This window comes from Sandarakinorhabdus sp. (assembly GCF_032115815.1).
Classification (GTDB): Bacteria; Pseudomonadota; Alphaproteobacteria; order Sphingomonadales; family Sphingomonadaceae; genus Sandarakinorhabdus.
In genome coordinates, this window is record NZ_JAUMBI010000261.1 from 1 (window position 1) to 14,634 (window position 14,634).

The 14,634-nt window shown below is 64.8% G+C and carries 14 protein-coding genes and 1 pseudogene; 7 read left to right on the forward strand and 8 right to left on the reverse strand.

Annotated features, from left to right (window positions below; genetic code table 11):
* The 4 genes from RT662_RS14915 to RT662_RS14930 all read left to right on the forward strand — a co-directional run.
* Positions 1 to 911 (forward strand): hypothetical protein (locus tag RT662_RS14915; protein WP_313671477.1); only part of this gene is annotated, 911 nt, incomplete at its 5' end.
* A 473-nt stretch (positions 912 to 1,384) separates the two neighbouring features.
* Positions 1,385 to 1,981 (forward strand): hypothetical protein, encoded by a 597-nt coding sequence (locus RT662_RS14920; RefSeq protein ID WP_313671478.1) that lies wholly within the window; start codon positions 1,385 to 1,387, stop codon positions 1,979 to 1,981.
* A gap of 5 nt (positions 1,982 to 1,986) precedes the next feature.
* The gene (locus RT662_RS14925) at positions 1,987 to 2,691 is read left to right on the forward strand and encodes a DUF4331 family protein (protein ID WP_313671479.1); all 705 of its coding nucleotides are present in this window, start codon (positions 1,987 to 1,989) and stop codon (positions 2,689 to 2,691) included.
* 41 nt (positions 2,692 to 2,732) lie between these two features.
* Positions 2,733 to 4,031 carry a tetratricopeptide repeat protein gene (locus RT662_RS14930; protein ID WP_313671480.1) on the forward strand — a complete coding sequence of 433 codons (1,299 nt, stop codon included), beginning with the start codon at positions 2,733 to 2,735 and terminating at the stop codon, positions 4,029 to 4,031.
* A 52-nt stretch (positions 4,032 to 4,083) separates the two neighbouring features.
* Here the strand turns inward: RT662_RS14930 and RT662_RS14935 are convergent, their stop codons facing one another.
* The 8 genes and pseudogenes from RT662_RS14935 to RT662_RS14970 form a co-directional block, all read right to left on the reverse strand.
* Positions 4,084 to 6,042, reverse strand: a complete 1,959-nt coding sequence (locus RT662_RS14935) for a heme-binding protein (protein ID WP_313671481.1) — start codon at positions 6,040 to 6,042, stop codon at positions 4,084 to 4,086.
* Positions 6,039 to 6,233, reverse strand: a complete 195-nt coding sequence (locus tag RT662_RS14940) for a hypothetical protein (RefSeq protein ID WP_313671482.1) — start codon at positions 6,231 to 6,233, stop codon at positions 6,039 to 6,041. Before RT662_RS14940 ends, RT662_RS14935 begins: the two co-directional genes overlap by 4 nt.
* Positions 6,234 to 6,644: 411 nt before the next feature.
* Complete coding sequence (tnpC, locus tag RT662_RS14945) at positions 6,645 to 8,264, reverse strand: IS66 family transposase (RefSeq protein WP_313671483.1); 1,620 nt, start codon at positions 8,262 to 8,264, stop codon at positions 6,645 to 6,647.
* Between the two features lie 68 nt (positions 8,265 to 8,332).
* A complete protein-coding gene (tnpB, locus tag RT662_RS14950; RefSeq protein WP_409530177.1) occupies positions 8,333 to 8,653 on the reverse strand; it encodes an IS66 family insertion sequence element accessory protein TnpB in 321 nt (106 codons plus the stop codon).
* 17 nt (positions 8,654 to 8,670) lie between these two features.
* On the reverse strand, positions 8,671 to 9,030 hold the full coding sequence (gene tnpA, locus RT662_RS14955) for an IS66-like element accessory protein TnpA (RefSeq protein WP_313671485.1): 360 nt from the start codon (positions 9,028 to 9,030) through the stop codon (positions 8,671 to 8,673).
* A gap of 88 nt (positions 9,031 to 9,118) precedes the next feature.
* Positions 9,119 to 9,397 (reverse strand): annotated as a pseudogene (locus RT662_RS14960) (DUF1428 domain-containing protein); the annotation flags it as partial.
* A 13-nt stretch (positions 9,398 to 9,410) separates the two neighbouring features.
* Entirely contained in the window at positions 9,411 to 10,940 is a 1,530-nt protein-coding gene (locus tag RT662_RS14965) for a hypothetical protein (protein WP_313671486.1), read from the reverse strand.
* A 13-nt stretch (positions 10,941 to 10,953) separates the two neighbouring features.
* Positions 10,954 to 11,271: a hypothetical protein gene (locus RT662_RS14970; protein ID WP_313671487.1), complete on the reverse strand. Its 318-nt coding sequence runs from the start codon at positions 11,269 to 11,271 to the stop codon at positions 10,954 to 10,956.
* A 102-nt stretch (positions 11,272 to 11,373) separates the two neighbouring features.
* On the opposite strand from RT662_RS14970, the gene RT662_RS14975 reads away from it, so the two are divergent.
* From RT662_RS14975 to RT662_RS14985, 3 genes are all read left to right on the forward strand, one after another.
* Positions 11,374 to 11,706: a TIGR04076 family protein gene (locus RT662_RS14975; RefSeq protein WP_313671488.1), complete on the forward strand. Its 333-nt coding sequence runs from the start codon at positions 11,374 to 11,376 to the stop codon at positions 11,704 to 11,706.
* Positions 11,703 to 12,746 (forward strand): aldo/keto reductase, encoded by a 1,044-nt coding sequence (locus RT662_RS14980; RefSeq protein WP_313671489.1) that lies wholly within the window; start codon positions 11,703 to 11,705, stop codon positions 12,744 to 12,746. The genes RT662_RS14975 and RT662_RS14980 overlap by 4 nt, the downstream gene beginning before the upstream one ends.
* Before the next feature lie 335 nt (positions 12,747 to 13,081).
* Positions 13,082 to 14,263 (forward strand): aspartyl/asparaginyl beta-hydroxylase domain-containing protein, encoded by a 1,182-nt coding sequence (locus RT662_RS14985; protein ID WP_313671490.1) that lies wholly within the window; start codon positions 13,082 to 13,084, stop codon positions 14,261 to 14,263.
* Positions 14,264 to 14,634: the final 371 nt, after the last annotated feature.

Genomic DNA, 14,634 nt, shown 5'->3' on the forward strand with positions numbered 1-14,634 from the left:
CATTGCGCGAACTGGCCGCCGATGCCGCCCCGCGCGCCGCGCGGCTCTATGCGCCGCGCGCTGCTGCCCGCGGCGTTGGGGGCCTGCCCCTGCAGGAGGTTGATCTGCAACTGCCCGACAATCTGCCGCACGGGGCACTGATCCACTACAGGCTCGCAGCCGATGCGCCGGATGCGACGATCGAAATCCTGGATGCGCGCGGCACCGTGCTGCGCCGTTTCCGCGCCGGCAGCAAAGCGCCTGATCTTTTGGCCACGAAGCCCGGGTTCCACCGTGTCGTGTGGGACCTGCGCGCCGAAGGGCCGATCGGCGCGAAATCGGATGATGGCGACGAGCGCGCCGAGAAGGGCGTGAAGGTGCCGCCAGGGCGCTACACCGTCCGGCTGACCGCGCTGTCGCAAGTGGAGACGCGTCCACTGATGGTCACCGGCAACCCGCGCGCGCCCGCCATCCGCCAAGCCGATTATGATGCCCAATATGCCGTGGCCACAGCGGTTCGCGATACGATTACCACACTGAACCGCGCGCTGGCCGACGTGCGCGCCATGCAGCGCGCCGTCACCGCCTCCCCTGCAGCCAGCACCAGTGCCGCCACAGCGCTCGCCACCGCACTGCGCGCGGTGGAAGCGTCGATCGCGCCATTGCCCGTCGCGGGCCAGATCGGCGTGCCCGCCGGTCTGAGTGCACACTACGACACGCTCTACGGCACGCTGGTCGGCGACGGCGGCTACGGCGCCGGGAGCGCCGAGGGACGCCCAACCGCAAGCCGGTTGCAGCGCAAGGCAGACCTGGACCGGCAATGGCAGTCCGTGCGGACCCGGCTGCAGCTGATTGCCGGCGAGGAGCTCGCGCGCTTCAATGCAGAGCTGCGGGGACGCAGCCTTCCCGAGCTTCGCCTGTCACCTGCGTAGCGCAGCAAGGCGCCGCCTGTTGCCGGCGGCACACGCCAGACCAGGAAACGCGGGTTGGCGGGACGAATGAAGAATTTGTGGCGGCAGAAGTCCGCCGCGAACCAGGCTCAAGGGCAAGCTTCCCCGTTTTCCCTTTCGCCGCCCGGCGAGCGGGCACGGGGCCGCTGAATCGCCTCTTCGGGCGACCACTTGGCGGCACCAGAGCCCCTTGGGGCGCTGTTGCCCGCTGGCGGCGTCGTGTCGTCAGTTGCGATGTTCAGACATCGCGCCCTTCTAACTCCTTGCTAGCGAACAAAATAACCCGAAAGAATCCTGCGTCGGGGACCCAGCAATTCATGAGTCCACGGCCTAGACCGACGGCACCCCAGTTGATACAACCTTGAGCCTGTAAGACAGAATGGTCAAACCTGGGGTCTGACATGTACCAAGCTCGATGGCTCAAAAAATCATTAATCGGCGCTGTCGTCATAGCATTGGTTGCATTCGGCGGCGGCCGCGCCCTTGTCGCTGCCGATCACTTTGATCCGCCCGCCCGAACAGGTTCCGACACCAATACCGTTGGCTTCGATGTCGCCGCCGATATCGCCGATCTCTATGCCTTCCACGATGCCCAGAACGTCTATCTTGCCATCGGCTTCGGCGGCCCATCAGCCACCAACCTTCCCGGCTTCTATGATCCCGATGTGCTCTACACGATCAACGTGTCCAATGTGTTCCCGCGCACCGATGTCGAATTCCCCATCGAGATTCGCTTCGGCCGCGATGGTCCAAATCCCGGCATTCAGGTCCGCAATCTCCCGGGCGGCGTCTCCATCGAGGGGCCGGTGGAGCGGAACCTGACCACCAGCAACGGCATCGTCGTTCGTGCCGGCGTCTTCGATGATCCCTTCTTCTTCGATCCCCAGGGCCTGCGGGACTCCCGGGCCACCGGCAATTTGTCATTCAACAACCAGCGCGACCGGTTTGCCAAGCTCAACTCCACCTTCGTCATCCTCTCCATCCCCCGCCAGCTCATCGATCGCGGTACGCCGCTTGATGTCTGGTCCTCGTCCGCGCGGATAAGGCCGTGACCGTCATGATCCGCACAGCCCCCGCGCTCAAATTGGCGTCCACATTGGCGCTCGCCTTCGTGTTGGCCAGTTGCGGTGACAAGGCACCAGAACCCGTCGCCGTCAGCCCCACGCCAGCACCCATGCCGGTGCCCCCGCCCACCCCCACACCAACCAGCTTCAACGTCTCGCGCTGCCTCTCCCAAACGGCGGTGCCCGGCCGCAGTGTGGCTGATCTGGTGGTGCCCGATCTGGTCCGGCTCGATCTCACGCAGCCCGCCGGCTTCCCCAACGGCCGCCGCTATCTCGATCCGGTCATCGACATCACGCTGGCCGTGATTTTCCTCGATTTGCGCCGGCATCCGGCAACCGTTTTCGCCAATCTGCCGGTCAACCCCAATGGGGTCGATCAGCCGCTCTCAGACAGCTTCCCGTTCCTGGCGCCGCCGCTGGGCAACCCGCCGACCGCGAATGGCGCCGGCAGCAATTTCCAGTTCCGTACCGATCCAGCATCAGCCTATGTTCGCGTTGATCGCGCCGCCATGCCGGGCGTTTCCACCGCTCTCATATCGGGCAATCCCAGCAAGAACGGTTATAATGACGACACGCCGGCCATCGACGCCACCGCGAAATGGGTCCCTGAAATCGCGAACACGTTGACCATCCTGACCAACGCCCTGGCCGATGATTTCGGCAGGCTGGGCCTGACCATCTGCGCCACGCCGAACTAGCCACAACCATGGCTGTGGCCTCAAGACCGCCAGCGCGCCGATTGTTTCTGCTGCGGTGGCTGCTGGTGGCCTTGCTGGCCATCGCAGCCATCTGGACGATCAATCGGCTGACGGCCGCGCCAGATGGCCCAACCCCGCGCATTTGGCCCGACACGCCTTATTCAACGGATGGCCTGCCACGCTCCTATGACGTGGCCATGGCGCGCGCCGAAATCGCCGTTGCCAACGCCAGCGCCGCGGCCGCCAGCGCGCCCGATCAATGGCTGATGCACGAAATTCTCGCCAGCGAGTATCTGGCAAAGGCCCAACTTTCAGGCTCTTACGATGATTACGCGGCCGCCGAACGCGCGCTGGACGATGCCTTCAAGGTCGCCGTAACCGGCAGCGGCCCGCATATGGTGCGCGCCAGTCTTGAATTCACCATGCATCGCCTCGCCGGCGCCGAACAACAGCTGGACGCGATCGATCGCTATGTGGTCCCGCCCGATCGCGGGGAGCGTGCCGAAATCGCGGCCATGCGCGGTGACATCGCCTTCTACCGCGGCCAGTATAGCCAGGCCTTGGCGCACTACGACCAGGCCGATGCCCTTGTGCCAAACGCCGCCAGCTTCCGCCGCGCCATCCATGCCGCCCGAACGGGCGACCCGGATCGCGCGCTGGCCTGGTTCGACCAGGCGGAAAAGGCCTACCGCTCTCCATCGCCGCAAACCCGCGCCTATTTCGCACTCCAGCGCGGCATCGTTCAACTCGATCGCGGTAAACTGAACGAAGCAATGGAACATTTCCGCAGCGCCGACAGGCTTTTCCCCGGCCGCTGGCTGTTCCAGGAACACATCGCCGAGGTCCTCACCCTGCAAGGCAAGAAGACCGAGGCTGAAGCGCTCTATCGCGACATCATCCGCCGCACGGGCCATCCGGAATTCATCGATGCCTTGGCCGGCATCGCCGCTGCCAAGGGCGAAACAGCCACCGCAGCGCGCCTCTATGCCCAGTCATCCGCCATCTGGGCACGCCGCCTCAAGCAGTTCCCGGAAGCCACCTATGGCCACGCCATCGATCACTGCATCGCCAAGAAAGACTGGCCATGTGCGCTGCAACTGGCGCAGAAAAATCATCAGGCCCGCCCCTTTGGTGAAGCCAAGATTGCGCTCGCTCGCGCCTTGCTGGGCAGCGGCCAAATCAGCCAAGCGCGCGCCATGATCGAAACGGTCCTCGCATCCCCCTGGCGCACCACCGATCTGCACCGCGCTGCGAGCGAGATCTATACCGCCAGCGGTATGGCCGCCCAGGCGCAGGCGCAGGGCCGGCTCGCCGGCGCGACAGCAATCGGCGTTCCATAGCTTTTGCGAGGCTTTGGTCAGATCGCGCCGATCAGATCAGCAGGCGCAGACCCTAGAGCGCCTGACAGACATTCTGCTCAGCCGTATCGACAAATGGCGCAAACGGGCACCCGACAAACCGCAACCGCACGCTGTTGCCACCCGGCACAGGCACCGCGATCTGATCGGACCTGATGCTCGCCGGCGGCAGGCCGATGCCCCCCACCCGCAGCCCGGCATTGTTCACGCCCAGAAAGCTCACCATGTCATCCTGGTCGATACCGTCACCGGAAACCCCGATGGCACCAACCAGCGTGTTGCCCCGATAAATCGGCACGGCGCCTGGGAAGATCTGCAAGCCATTGGCCAGCCGGTTCGATCCGCCGGGATGGTTGGGCAGGAATGTGCAACGCTGCAGGGTGATGTTGGCCAGCCCTGCGGCAAGATTCTGCACGATCAGCGCCGATTGCAACCCGTTTGAAAATGGCGAAAAAAAGTTGATCGGTCGGCTCAGCGGCCCCGGCGACTGTGCCACTTCGCCATCGGGGAAATACGGCCGCGCCACCAGCCCCACCGCCCGGTTGCTAACGGCAAACCGCCCATCGAAGGCGCCATTCGCAGGCCCGAAGAACGACGATAGCCGGCTCACGAAGTCGCGCACATTGGCATCAGGGTTGCCAATCGCCGTCGTCACCGCCCCCAGTTCGGCGGCCACGCGCGATCCAGAAAAGAACGCCGACGTCCGCGCTTTCTGCAAGCTCACATCGATGCCGAAAATCGGCGCATCGGGCGCGCGCACCAGCCCCAGCGCCACGCCGCGCGTATCCACCACCGAAATCGAAACCTCGCCTCGGCTGTCCAGCGGCCGCCGGATCTGCGCGCGTGACCGGCTCATGATCTTGAAGGCTTCTTCCAGCACGGCGCGCACTTCGGCCGCCGTCAGCGGGCTGGCCACTTCCGCCCCGTCGGTGCCGGCGCGCACCGGATAGCGGTTGTTGCCCGCCCCGTCGCTCAGCACATAGGCATCGGGATTGTTGAACTCCGCCGCCGTCGCCGGCCGGACCCCGCTCGCCTCAACGCCATAGGGCGTCCCGGCCACAATCCCACCGCGCGAAAAACCTGTCACCGCCACGAGCGCGCCCGCCGTGCTCAGCAGCCCCGTGCTCGCACTCGACGGGTTGGCGCGCAGCCCATCGGTCTTCGCATCGCTGTAGCGCAGCAGCGTACCATCCACCGAAATCCGCTCGGCGCGCACCGTCTCGGGAGCCGGAAATGCCGTTGTCCCGGCCAGGGCGATGAATTCCTCGTCATCAACGTCGATGTCGACAACTTCGGTATCGAATCCATAGTCGCCGTCGCCCATCACCCCGACGCCGCCGACCACCACGCCGTTCTTGTAGAGTGGAAAGCCGCCGGCATCAGCCGCCAGCCCCAGTGGCGAGTGCTTCGGACCGATCATGGGCGACCCAACGCCAAAGCGCGTGTTCAGATCAGAACATGGCAACTGGGAAAACTGCACCCCGAACAGCGGCCCGGATTCCAGCCCGCGCGTATTGGCGCTCGGCGGAAAATGCTCCTGCACGATCATCGATGCCGTTCGTGTCGAAAACGCATTGCCGCTGCTGGAAAGATAGGCCCCGGTAATCGCCTTGGCGATCGCCGCCAGCTCGGCCCGAAACTCGACATTCTGCACATCCAGATTGCCCGCCGCGCCGCCAGGCCGTGCCCGCGCCATCGCCCGCGCGCCGTTCATCCGATAGACCGCCAGCACATTGCCCACCCGATCGACCACGGCCACCACCACCGGCAGCCCGCGCGCCTGCGCCTCGGCAACGGTTCGCGCGATCACGTCTTGCACATCAGCGGTCGTCAGCGCTTCCGCCGCCGGCCGGGCAAACACACTCGCCGGAGCGGTCGGCGTCGGCGTGCCGCCCCCCACCGAGCCGCCACTTGCAGGGCTGCCGGTCTGGCTGGTCCCCCCACCGCACCCTGCAACAAGCAGCGCCAGCACAGAAATCCCAACCAACCTCATTGCAGCCCCCGCACCTGCCCGGCCACACCTGCCAGTATCGATCGCAGTTCAACGAGCACCGAGCGGCTGGCACCGCGCGCCGCCGCGAGCGAATCCGTGTCTGATCCAACGCTGCCGAAGGCCGGGATCAGCACCGCAGCCAATGCTGCAAGCAGCCCGCCGAACTCCAGATTGCCCCCCAGACCGGTCATGACCGCCCCTCTGAATTTCCCACGGTACAGTAACCAAGCCCCCACCGGATGCAATGGAAACCAGCCATTTCATGCACATGACCGTATAATCACGGCAAGACCTTCGCCCTGCTGCAATAGCATGCCGCAAACCCCCCGCCAAGCAGGATTGCCCCCCGGCCGATTGCTGTCTCAGGTTCATAAGCCGTTGATTTAATTAGCGCGAGCTGGTTCAAACTCCGCAGGGAGCCTGGGTCAAAAACCGCCTGGTGTTGGATTGAAACTTGTCCAGGAAACGGTGATCCCCGCCAATGGTGACAAGGTCGACATCACGCTTGTGAAAGCCATTTCGAAGGGGAGGGTCAGGTCAACCGTACGCATTCGGTGAGGGCCGCGGGTGTGTTGGATTTGGCGGCAGCGAGCCGGCGCTGATCAGGCGGCGATTGGCAGTTGCTGGCACAGCGCTTTCCAGTTCCACGGCAGCAGTTCGCTGAGCCGGTGCTGTGGGATATCGGCGATGCGGGCGAGGACGTCAGCGAGCCAGGCCTGGGCGTCGATGTCGTTGAGCCTTGCCGTGGCGATCAGGCTGAATATGAATGCGGCCCGTTGCCCGCCGCGGTCGGAGCCAGCGAACAGCCACGCCTTCCTGCCGATTGCGATGCCGCGCATGGCGCGTTCTGCAGCATTGTTCGTCATGCATATGTGGCCATCGTCCAGGAACGCGGTAAACCCGGCCCAGTCCTTCAGCATGTAATCCATGGCGGCGGCGACATTGGACGCGCGGGAGAGCTTGCCACGATGCTCCACCATCCAGTCGTGGAACGCGGCTACCAGGGGCGCGACCTGCTCGCGGCGCACGGCCAGACGTTCATCGGCGCTTTGGCCCGTGATGGCACGTTCGATGGCAAAGATGGCATCGATCTGGCGAACGGCTTCCACGGCCAGGGGCGCCACGACGACCTTGGTCTTGCGGCGTTGCTTGAGCTGGGTGGCAGCGTCGGCAAGCTTGAAGAAGTAGCGCCGCGCGTGCGCCCAGCACAGGGCGCGTGTGACCGGTGCGGGTTGGCGCTTTGGATCGACCAGCCCGTTGTAGCCGCCGTAGGCATCAGCCTGCAGCAGACCGGACCAGCCTGTGAGATGGGCAACGGGATGCTCGCCACGCCGGTTGCGCGAGTAATGGTAGATCACCGCCGGTGGTGCTCGGCTGCCGAACGGTCGGTCGTCGCGAACATAGGCCCATAATCGCCCGGTATCGGTCTTGTCGCGGGCCAGCACCGGCACGGTGGTATCATCGGCGTGCAGGCGTCTGGCGGCCAGCACATGTGCCTCGATCAGCTTGTAGAGCGGCAGCAATGCGGCTGAGCAGGCGCCAACCTGATCGGCCAGTGTGACCAGGCTCAGGTCAACGCCTTCGCGGGCATAGCGATCACGCTGGCGGTTCAGGGGTTGATGCTGCCCGAACTTCTCGAACAGCAGCATGGCCAGGAACGCCGGGCCAAACATGCCACGCGGTGTGACGTGGAACGGCGCAGGCGGTTGGGTGATCTTCGCGCAGGCCCGGCAGGAGAACCGCTCGCGCACGGTCTGGATGACCTTCCACTGGCGCGGGATCACCTCGAGGGTCTCGGTGATATCCTCGCCCAGCTTGGACAGGCGATCGCTGCCGCATGCCGGGCAGGTGCACGGTGCTGGCACCACGACACGTTCCCGGGGAAGGTGGGCCGGCAGGGGCTTGCGGGCAGGCCGCTTGCGTTCGAAGGCGGCAACGCTGGTCTTGGCGGCTGCCGCTGCAGCGACGGCTTCATCTTCGCTGGCGTTGGCTTCAAGCTCTTCGAAGTGCAGCTCCATCTGGTCGACGAGGAGCTTGCCGCGTTCGGCGCTCTGCCCAAAACGCTCCCGCCGCATCTTCTCCATCTGGAGCTCCAGCAGTGCGTTGCGGGCTGCAAGATCGGCGTTGATCGCGTTGATCCGGGCGTTCTCGGCGACCGCGGCATCGAGCGCTGCCTGCAAGGCAACGGCGTCGATAACGGGCGCGGATCCGGCGGCGTCCATGGGCTAGATGGAATCACATCACCGGCCTCGATGGAAGCAAAAAATGCCAGCAGATCAATCCGCTGGTACTATCCCGCGCGCTGTGGTCGCCAGCTGTGTTGCGGGTTGCGCCAGTCGATGCCTTCGAGCAGGCAGGACAACTGCGCAGAGGTCAATGCAACCACGCCATCGCTGGCCGATGGCCAGATGAACCGGCCCTTCTCAAGCCGCTTGGCATAGAGCGACAGGCCGATGCCGTCGTGCCAGATGATCTTGACCAGCGAGCCGCCGCGGCCCCGGAACACGAACAGATCGCCACCAAACGGGTTACGGCCGAGCAGTTGCTGGACGATCAGCGCCAGGCCTTGCATCCCCTTGCGCATATCGGTGTGGCCCATGGCGATCCACACGCGCGCGCCCGGGGGGATCATCGCAGACCCCGCAGCACGGCCGACACAAGTGCCGGCGTCGCGGACGCGAACAGGGTCACGCGCCGACCGCGTGGCAGATCGATGATCGCTGCCGGTGCCGGGGTTGCCAGACCGGCAGCTTGCTCATCAACCACCACCGCTTCGGCAAAGCCCATCAGCGGCTCGGAGCCATCATCGGCCGGGACCAAGAACTTGCGGCGCCAATCGTACAGCAGGCTCGTCGACACGTCCCGGCGACGGGCAACCTCGGCAACACACGCGCCAGGCGAAAACGCCTCCGACACGATCGCCAACTTCTGATCGTCGCTCCACCGTCGACGCCGCTCCGCGCCCGAAAACACCGCCACCTGGCCCATCCAACGTCCTTACCCGCGTCCTATAGGACACGCTAAAGAGCGCTCGATCCCTCAGCCGGCAAGGCGGCCCTCACCGAAGCGATACGGACGGATCAGACATCCAGCCCTTCATCGTCTCAAACGCCGCATCGCGGGTCGCCTTGTCGGGCCACTCCACCCAGGAAAACACAATCTCCTCCTCCGGCGCGGCCTCCACCGCGCGGCGGAAATCGGTTTGCTTGCCATCCGGCACCTCATCGGCCCAGCATTCCATCACGCGCAACGCGCCCAGACCGATGAACACACCGTCACCGAGCCGCGCGTGGGCTTCAAACTTGTCCTTGTTGGCCGCGGGCACTGCAATCACATATCCGTCGATGTAGCTCACCACGCGTTTCCCTTCAGAAGTTGCGATTGGTCAGCCCCAATCGGTCAAGCCAATCGCTGCCAAACACATATTCGCCTTCCCGATCGAGCAGATCGACCCGCGCTGCCCGCCAGTGTTCCAAATCGTCCCCATAGGCATCGCGCACGCTGCTGGCCGTGGCCTGATTCAGCTTGCCCCAATGTTCGGCATGTGGAATTCCGGCCGCGCGCAGATCGGTGACGGCCTGGGCCATCACCAGCCTCGTGGCATGGTTATCCAGCCCGTCAATGTCGGTGATCACGCTTTGCGGCCAGCGGATGAAAGCGAGATGGCCGGGCGATTTGCGGGCGTAACGGCAGGCGAAGGCGACCGGCGCCTTGCCAACCTTCTTCAGCGCGGCCTGGAAGATCGCCCGCACGTCGTGGACGGAGTCAACCGGTGCCGCCACCGAAGCTCCGGCGGTGCCGGCGCGCGGCGTGGTGAAGTTGAAACTCTGTCCCCAGCTGCCGACCCGGCCGTTGATGGGGCTCAATTGATCGGCCAGCACCGCCTTGGTGATGATCGGCGTCAGCCCTGGTGCGGCATCGAGCAGATTGGCGACCACCGTTGCCAGATTATAGCCCGGGCTGCGCTTGGGCTGGATGCTGTAATCCAGATTGTGGCTGGCGTCCCAGTCGCGCCGATAGCCGCAGGTGACATAGGCAAAGCCCTTGTCGATCTGGTCATTGATTACCGACTGGAAGAAATAGGGCCGCCGACCCACTGCGCCCGGCAGATCGGATGCCGCGAAATCAGCATCCGCCAGGCTTCGCATCGCATTCAGCAGCGCCAGGTCGGCCGGCAAGCGCTTGCGGTGGCTTTCGAGCAGGAAGCGCGGCACGCTTTCAACCAACACGGCATGCACCACCCCCAGCGCCCCCAATGACACCAGCGCGGCAGCAAACAGCCGATCATCGCGCAGCACGGTAGCGTCCAGCTGCGCCGCCAGGCGGCCGTCCGTGACTGGGCGGCTCGCCGGCTCGATCCACAGGTTGCGGTCGGGTCCCGGGATCAGCTGGATGGCGCGCACCTGGCTCTGGATGGCGCCGTGATCGATGGCGGAACCATGGGTGGAACAGCTCATCGCCCCCACGAACGTCTGCCCGTTCGACGCACCGGTGGTGGCCAGTGATCGCCCGCGCGGTTCCAGCCACATGTTGAGCTCGGCCACCGAAATCCCGGTCTGGCACAGCACCAGCCCATTCTTGTCCCCGGTAAAACCGGGATCGACATGGCTGGGCGGCAGCGCAAACAACTGGTTGGCATAGCCCGTCGCCAACGGCCAGCCGCCGGGCACGGATGGTGCCGCCGAAAAGGACCAGGTCGCACCATGGGCGCGCAGCCGGCGCCGCTCGATAAAGGCCTTGCCGATAAGATCCTGCACGGCCTTGGCGCTGGCCTTCATGTCCGCCAGGCTGGCAGTCACGGCGCGGTGCAGTTCGTATCGCCCGGCGATCGGCACATCCCGTTCGGTGAAATGCCAATTATGCCATGTGCGATCGTCAAATTTCAGGATGCGGGCCATGCGGCGTCCCCCCTTATTGCGGAATCTCGCCTTCGCCGGTCGGCAGCTTGCCGCAGCGATAGCGGATGTGGGACGGTTGCCAGAAGCCCAACGTGAGCACGGTGGCTAGCGATTGCAACAACGACGTGCGCACCTGCACATCGCTGATGCTGTTGGTGCCGACGCAGGCCTCGGCCTTCTTCGGATCCTCGATGGCGCCCCAGGCAATGGCGTTGCTGTTGACGGGGTGCAGATATTGATCGCCGCGATTGGGTTCCGGCACGGTCAGGCTGTGATAGGCGCAGCCCGGCAGTGCGCAGGCGATCATCAGGGCAGTAAAAGGGCGCAGCATCATATTCCCCCAGAAAGGCCGACCCGATCCCATGATGGCACGAAGCCATTGCACTGGCCAGCGCTCTGGTTTCGTTGGCGCATCTGGTGCAAAAGCGCCGGCATGGATGACGAATTCACCCTCTATGATCTCAAGGTCGAAGTGATCGCCCCGCCCGGCGCGACCCTGTGGTGCAACGCCAAGCCGGGCGACTGGTTCGAACTGCGCGGCGAATTGCTGTTCCTGCCGCCGGGCCAGGGCTTTTCGATCTACAGCCTGGCTGCCGTGCTGCCGCTGCTCGCTGCCAAGCAACGCGTTACCCATCCCAACGACTGGATGGACAGTGACGCCGAAATCGCCTGCCCCGATCCCAATTGCCCGTCGCGCCTGCGCATCACTCGGCTGAACAAGCGCATATTCCGCCGGGGCGACACCACGGCAACGGTGAAACCATGAGCGTCGAGCGCATCGAACTTGCCCCCGGCTACGAAATCTCACGGTTGATCCGCGGCGGCTGGCAGCTTGCGGGCGATCATGGCCCGGTCGAGCGCGACAGTTTGAACGAGGGCTTCCTCGCCTTCTACGATGCCGGCATCACCACGCTGGATTGCGCCGATATCTATACCGGCGTGGAGGAGATGATCGGCGATTTCCGCCGCCATCTTGGCCACGCCCGCGGCGCCGAAGCACTGGCCCGGCTGAAGGTGCACACCAAATTCGTGCCCGACCTCACCCTGTTGCCCACCATCACCCGCGCCGATGTCGAAGCCATCATCGATCGTAGTCGCGCCCGGCTTGGCATGGAGCGGCTCGATCTCGTGCAGTTCCACTGGTGGGATTATGCCCAACCACGCTGCGTCGAAGCCTTGTTGCATCTCAAGGATTTGCAGCAAGCGGGAAAGATCGCCCACCTCGCCGGCACCAATTTCGATGCGGCGCACCTGGCCGAATTCGCCGCCGCCGGCGCGCCGCTCACCAGCATCCAGGTGCAATATTCGCTGCTTGATCGCCGCCCGGCCGGTGCGTTCACGGCCACCGCAGCGGCCAGCCACACCGGCCTGATCTGCTACGGCGCGCTCGCCGGCGGCTTCCTCTCCGCCCGCTGGCTGGGCCAACCCGATCCCGCCGAAAGCCTCACCAACCGCAGCCTGATCAAATATCGACTGATCATCGATGAATGTGGCGGGTGGGACGCGTTCCAGGCGCTGCTGGCCGTGCTCGACCGCATCGCCCAAGCCCACGCCGTCCCCCTCTCCGCCGTCGCCGCGCGCTGGGTGCTCGATCAACCCGGCGTCAGCGCCGTCATCATCGGCGCCCGCCACGCCGGCCACCTGGCCGATACGCTGGCCATTGCGCGCTTGCGCCTCTCCGCCGCCGATCACGTGGCCATCGCCGCCGTCTTGTCCGCTGGCCCGCAAGGCGATGTTTATGCCCTCGAACGCGACCGGGATGGCCGGCATGGGCGGATCATGAAGTATAATTTGAACAAGGCTTGAGTGCAGAATTAATGGGCCTCCGGCGGGCAGGGCCTGAGGCCCTGCACCCACTTTCGTTTTCGGGCGGCACTCATTCAAAAACCATTGTTATGCCGGCGAAGGCCAGAATCCATCGTGCCGAAATGGGCAGCGTCAAAGGTCCTTGCCCGACCGTGGATGCTGGCCTGCGCCAGCATGACGAGCGCTTATTGGCAAACAAGGTGCAAAATCGATCGGGTGCAGGGTCTGCGACCCTGCCCGCGGCGGGTCCCATCGAAACTCCGTTTCGATGGGTGCCCTCGGAGGCTCCCCTTTTTCTGCTGTCTCTCGCCCCGCACTGCGCTATCACCACCCGCATGAGCAAAGATCCCGTCGCCCTCAACAGCCAAGGCATGCAGGCGTTGCAGCGAGGCGATGCAAAGGCGGCTGTCATCGCGTTTGCGGCGGCGGTGAAGGCCGATCCCGGCGCGGCGATCCTGCAGTATAATCTGGCCAATGCGCACGCGCTGGCGGGCGATGCCAAGGCGCAGCTGGTGGCGTTGAATGCCGCGCTCGATCTTGATCCCTACATGGCCCATGCCCTGCTGGCGCGCGGGCGGCTGCATGAGCATGAAGGCCGGGCGGCCGAGGCGCTGTCGGATTATCAGCGGCTGCTGGCGGCGGTTGATCCGCGGGAGCAGGTCGGGCCGGGCTTTGCGGCGGGCTTGCAACATGCCGCCGGCGTGGTGCAGGCGGCCAATGACGCGCTGGCCGCGCGGCTGGATGCGGCGATGGCCGATGAATTGGGCGCCGCCTCCCCCGCATCGGCCACCCGTGTGCGCCACGCCATGGAAGCGCAGCTCGGCCGCCGCCGCATCTATGTGCACCAGCCGCTGGCGCTGCATTATCCCTATCTGCCGGCCATCCAGTATTTCGAACGCGATCTGTTCCCCTGGCTGGCCGAACTGGAAGCCGCGACGCCGGCGATCCGCGCCGAATTGCAGGCGGTGCTGGCGGCGGGCGGCGAAGGCTTTGCGCCCTATGTGGATTATCCGCCTGGCGTGCCGGTCAACCAGTGGAAGGACCTGAACAAGAGCGATGCTTGGGCGGCGCGCTTCTTCCTGAAACATGGCGTGCGCGACGAAGCCATGTGCGCGCTCTGCCCGCAAACCGCCGCCGTGCTGGATCGCATGCCGCTGTTCGATCTGCCCGGCCGCGGGCCAACCGCCTTCTTCTCCCTGCTGAAACCCCGCACCGTGATCCCGCCCCACACCGGCGCCACCAACGTGCGCAGCATCATCCACCTGCCGCTGATCGTGCCCGAAGGCTGCTGGTTCCGCGTTGGCAACGACACACGGCCGTGGATCGAAGGCCAGGCCTTCGCCTTCGACGACACCATCGAACACGAAGCCCACAACCCCACCGATGAACTGCGCGCCGTGCTGATCCTCGACAGCTGGAACCCCTTCATCGCCGAAGACGAACGCCCCCTGATCACCCGCTGGGTGAACGAACTGGACGCGCATGGGCGCGGGCTGGCCGGGTTTTCGGCGGCCTGAGCTTTTTAGGCTGAATTGGCCTCCGGCGGGCAGGGGTTGAACCCCTGCACCCACTTTCGTTTTCGGGTGGATTCTGCTCTGACGAAGTATGCGCGATGTCCGAGGTGGGATGGGTAGCTGCAGTCAGTCCACTTGCGCTCTAGGATTACTTCTGCAGAATCTAGTTCGTAACGGGCAAATATGCCTGATCATCCAACAATCCCGTCGCATTACCGATGACGCTGACGTTGCCACAGCGAGGACACTTGGCGCTCCAACGCTTAACGCGGTTTTGATGCTCCGGCGCGGTCCACTCATCCTGCCAGTCCGTTACGTGCTTTGTGTCGAATACAGCGCAGCAGGATACACATCCAGCATACTTGCTGTTCTCC

Excerpts from the sequence above, each read along its gene's own strand:
- RT662_RS14975 (WP_313671488.1), top strand. The coding sequence starts at position 11,374 with ATGGATGACGAATTCACCCTCTATGATCTCAAGGTCGAAGTGATCGCC.
- tnpA (WP_313671485.1), bottom strand. The coding sequence starts at position 9,030 with ATGGGCCAGGTGGCGGTGTTTTCGGGCGCGGAGCGGCGTCGACGGTGG.
- RT662_RS14965 (WP_313671486.1), bottom strand. The coding sequence starts at position 10,940 with ATGGCCCGCATCCTGAAATTTGACGATCGCACATGGCATAATTGGCAT.
- tnpC (WP_313671483.1), bottom strand. The coding sequence starts at position 8,264 with ATGGACGCCGCCGGATCCGCGCCCGTTATCGACGCCGTTGCCTTGCAG.
- RT662_RS14925 (WP_313671479.1), top strand. The coding sequence starts at position 1,987 with ATGATCCGCACAGCCCCCGCGCTCAAATTGGCGTCCACATTGGCGCTC.
- RT662_RS14985 (WP_313671490.1), top strand. The coding sequence starts at position 13,082 with ATGAGCAAAGATCCCGTCGCCCTCAACAGCCAAGGCATGCAGGCGTTG.
- RT662_RS14935 (WP_313671481.1), bottom strand. The coding sequence starts at position 6,042 with ATGAGGTTGGTTGGGATTTCTGTGCTGGCGCTGCTTGTTGCAGGGTGC.
- RT662_RS14940 (WP_313671482.1), bottom strand. The coding sequence starts at position 6,233 with ATGACCGGTCTGGGGGGCAATCTGGAGTTCGGCGGGCTGCTTGCAGCA.
- RT662_RS14970 (WP_313671487.1), bottom strand. The coding sequence starts at position 11,271 with ATGCTGCGCCCTTTTACTGCCCTGATGATCGCCTGCGCACTGCCGGGC.
- RT662_RS14980 (WP_313671489.1), top strand. The coding sequence starts at position 11,703 with ATGAGCGTCGAGCGCATCGAACTTGCCCCCGGCTACGAAATCTCACGG.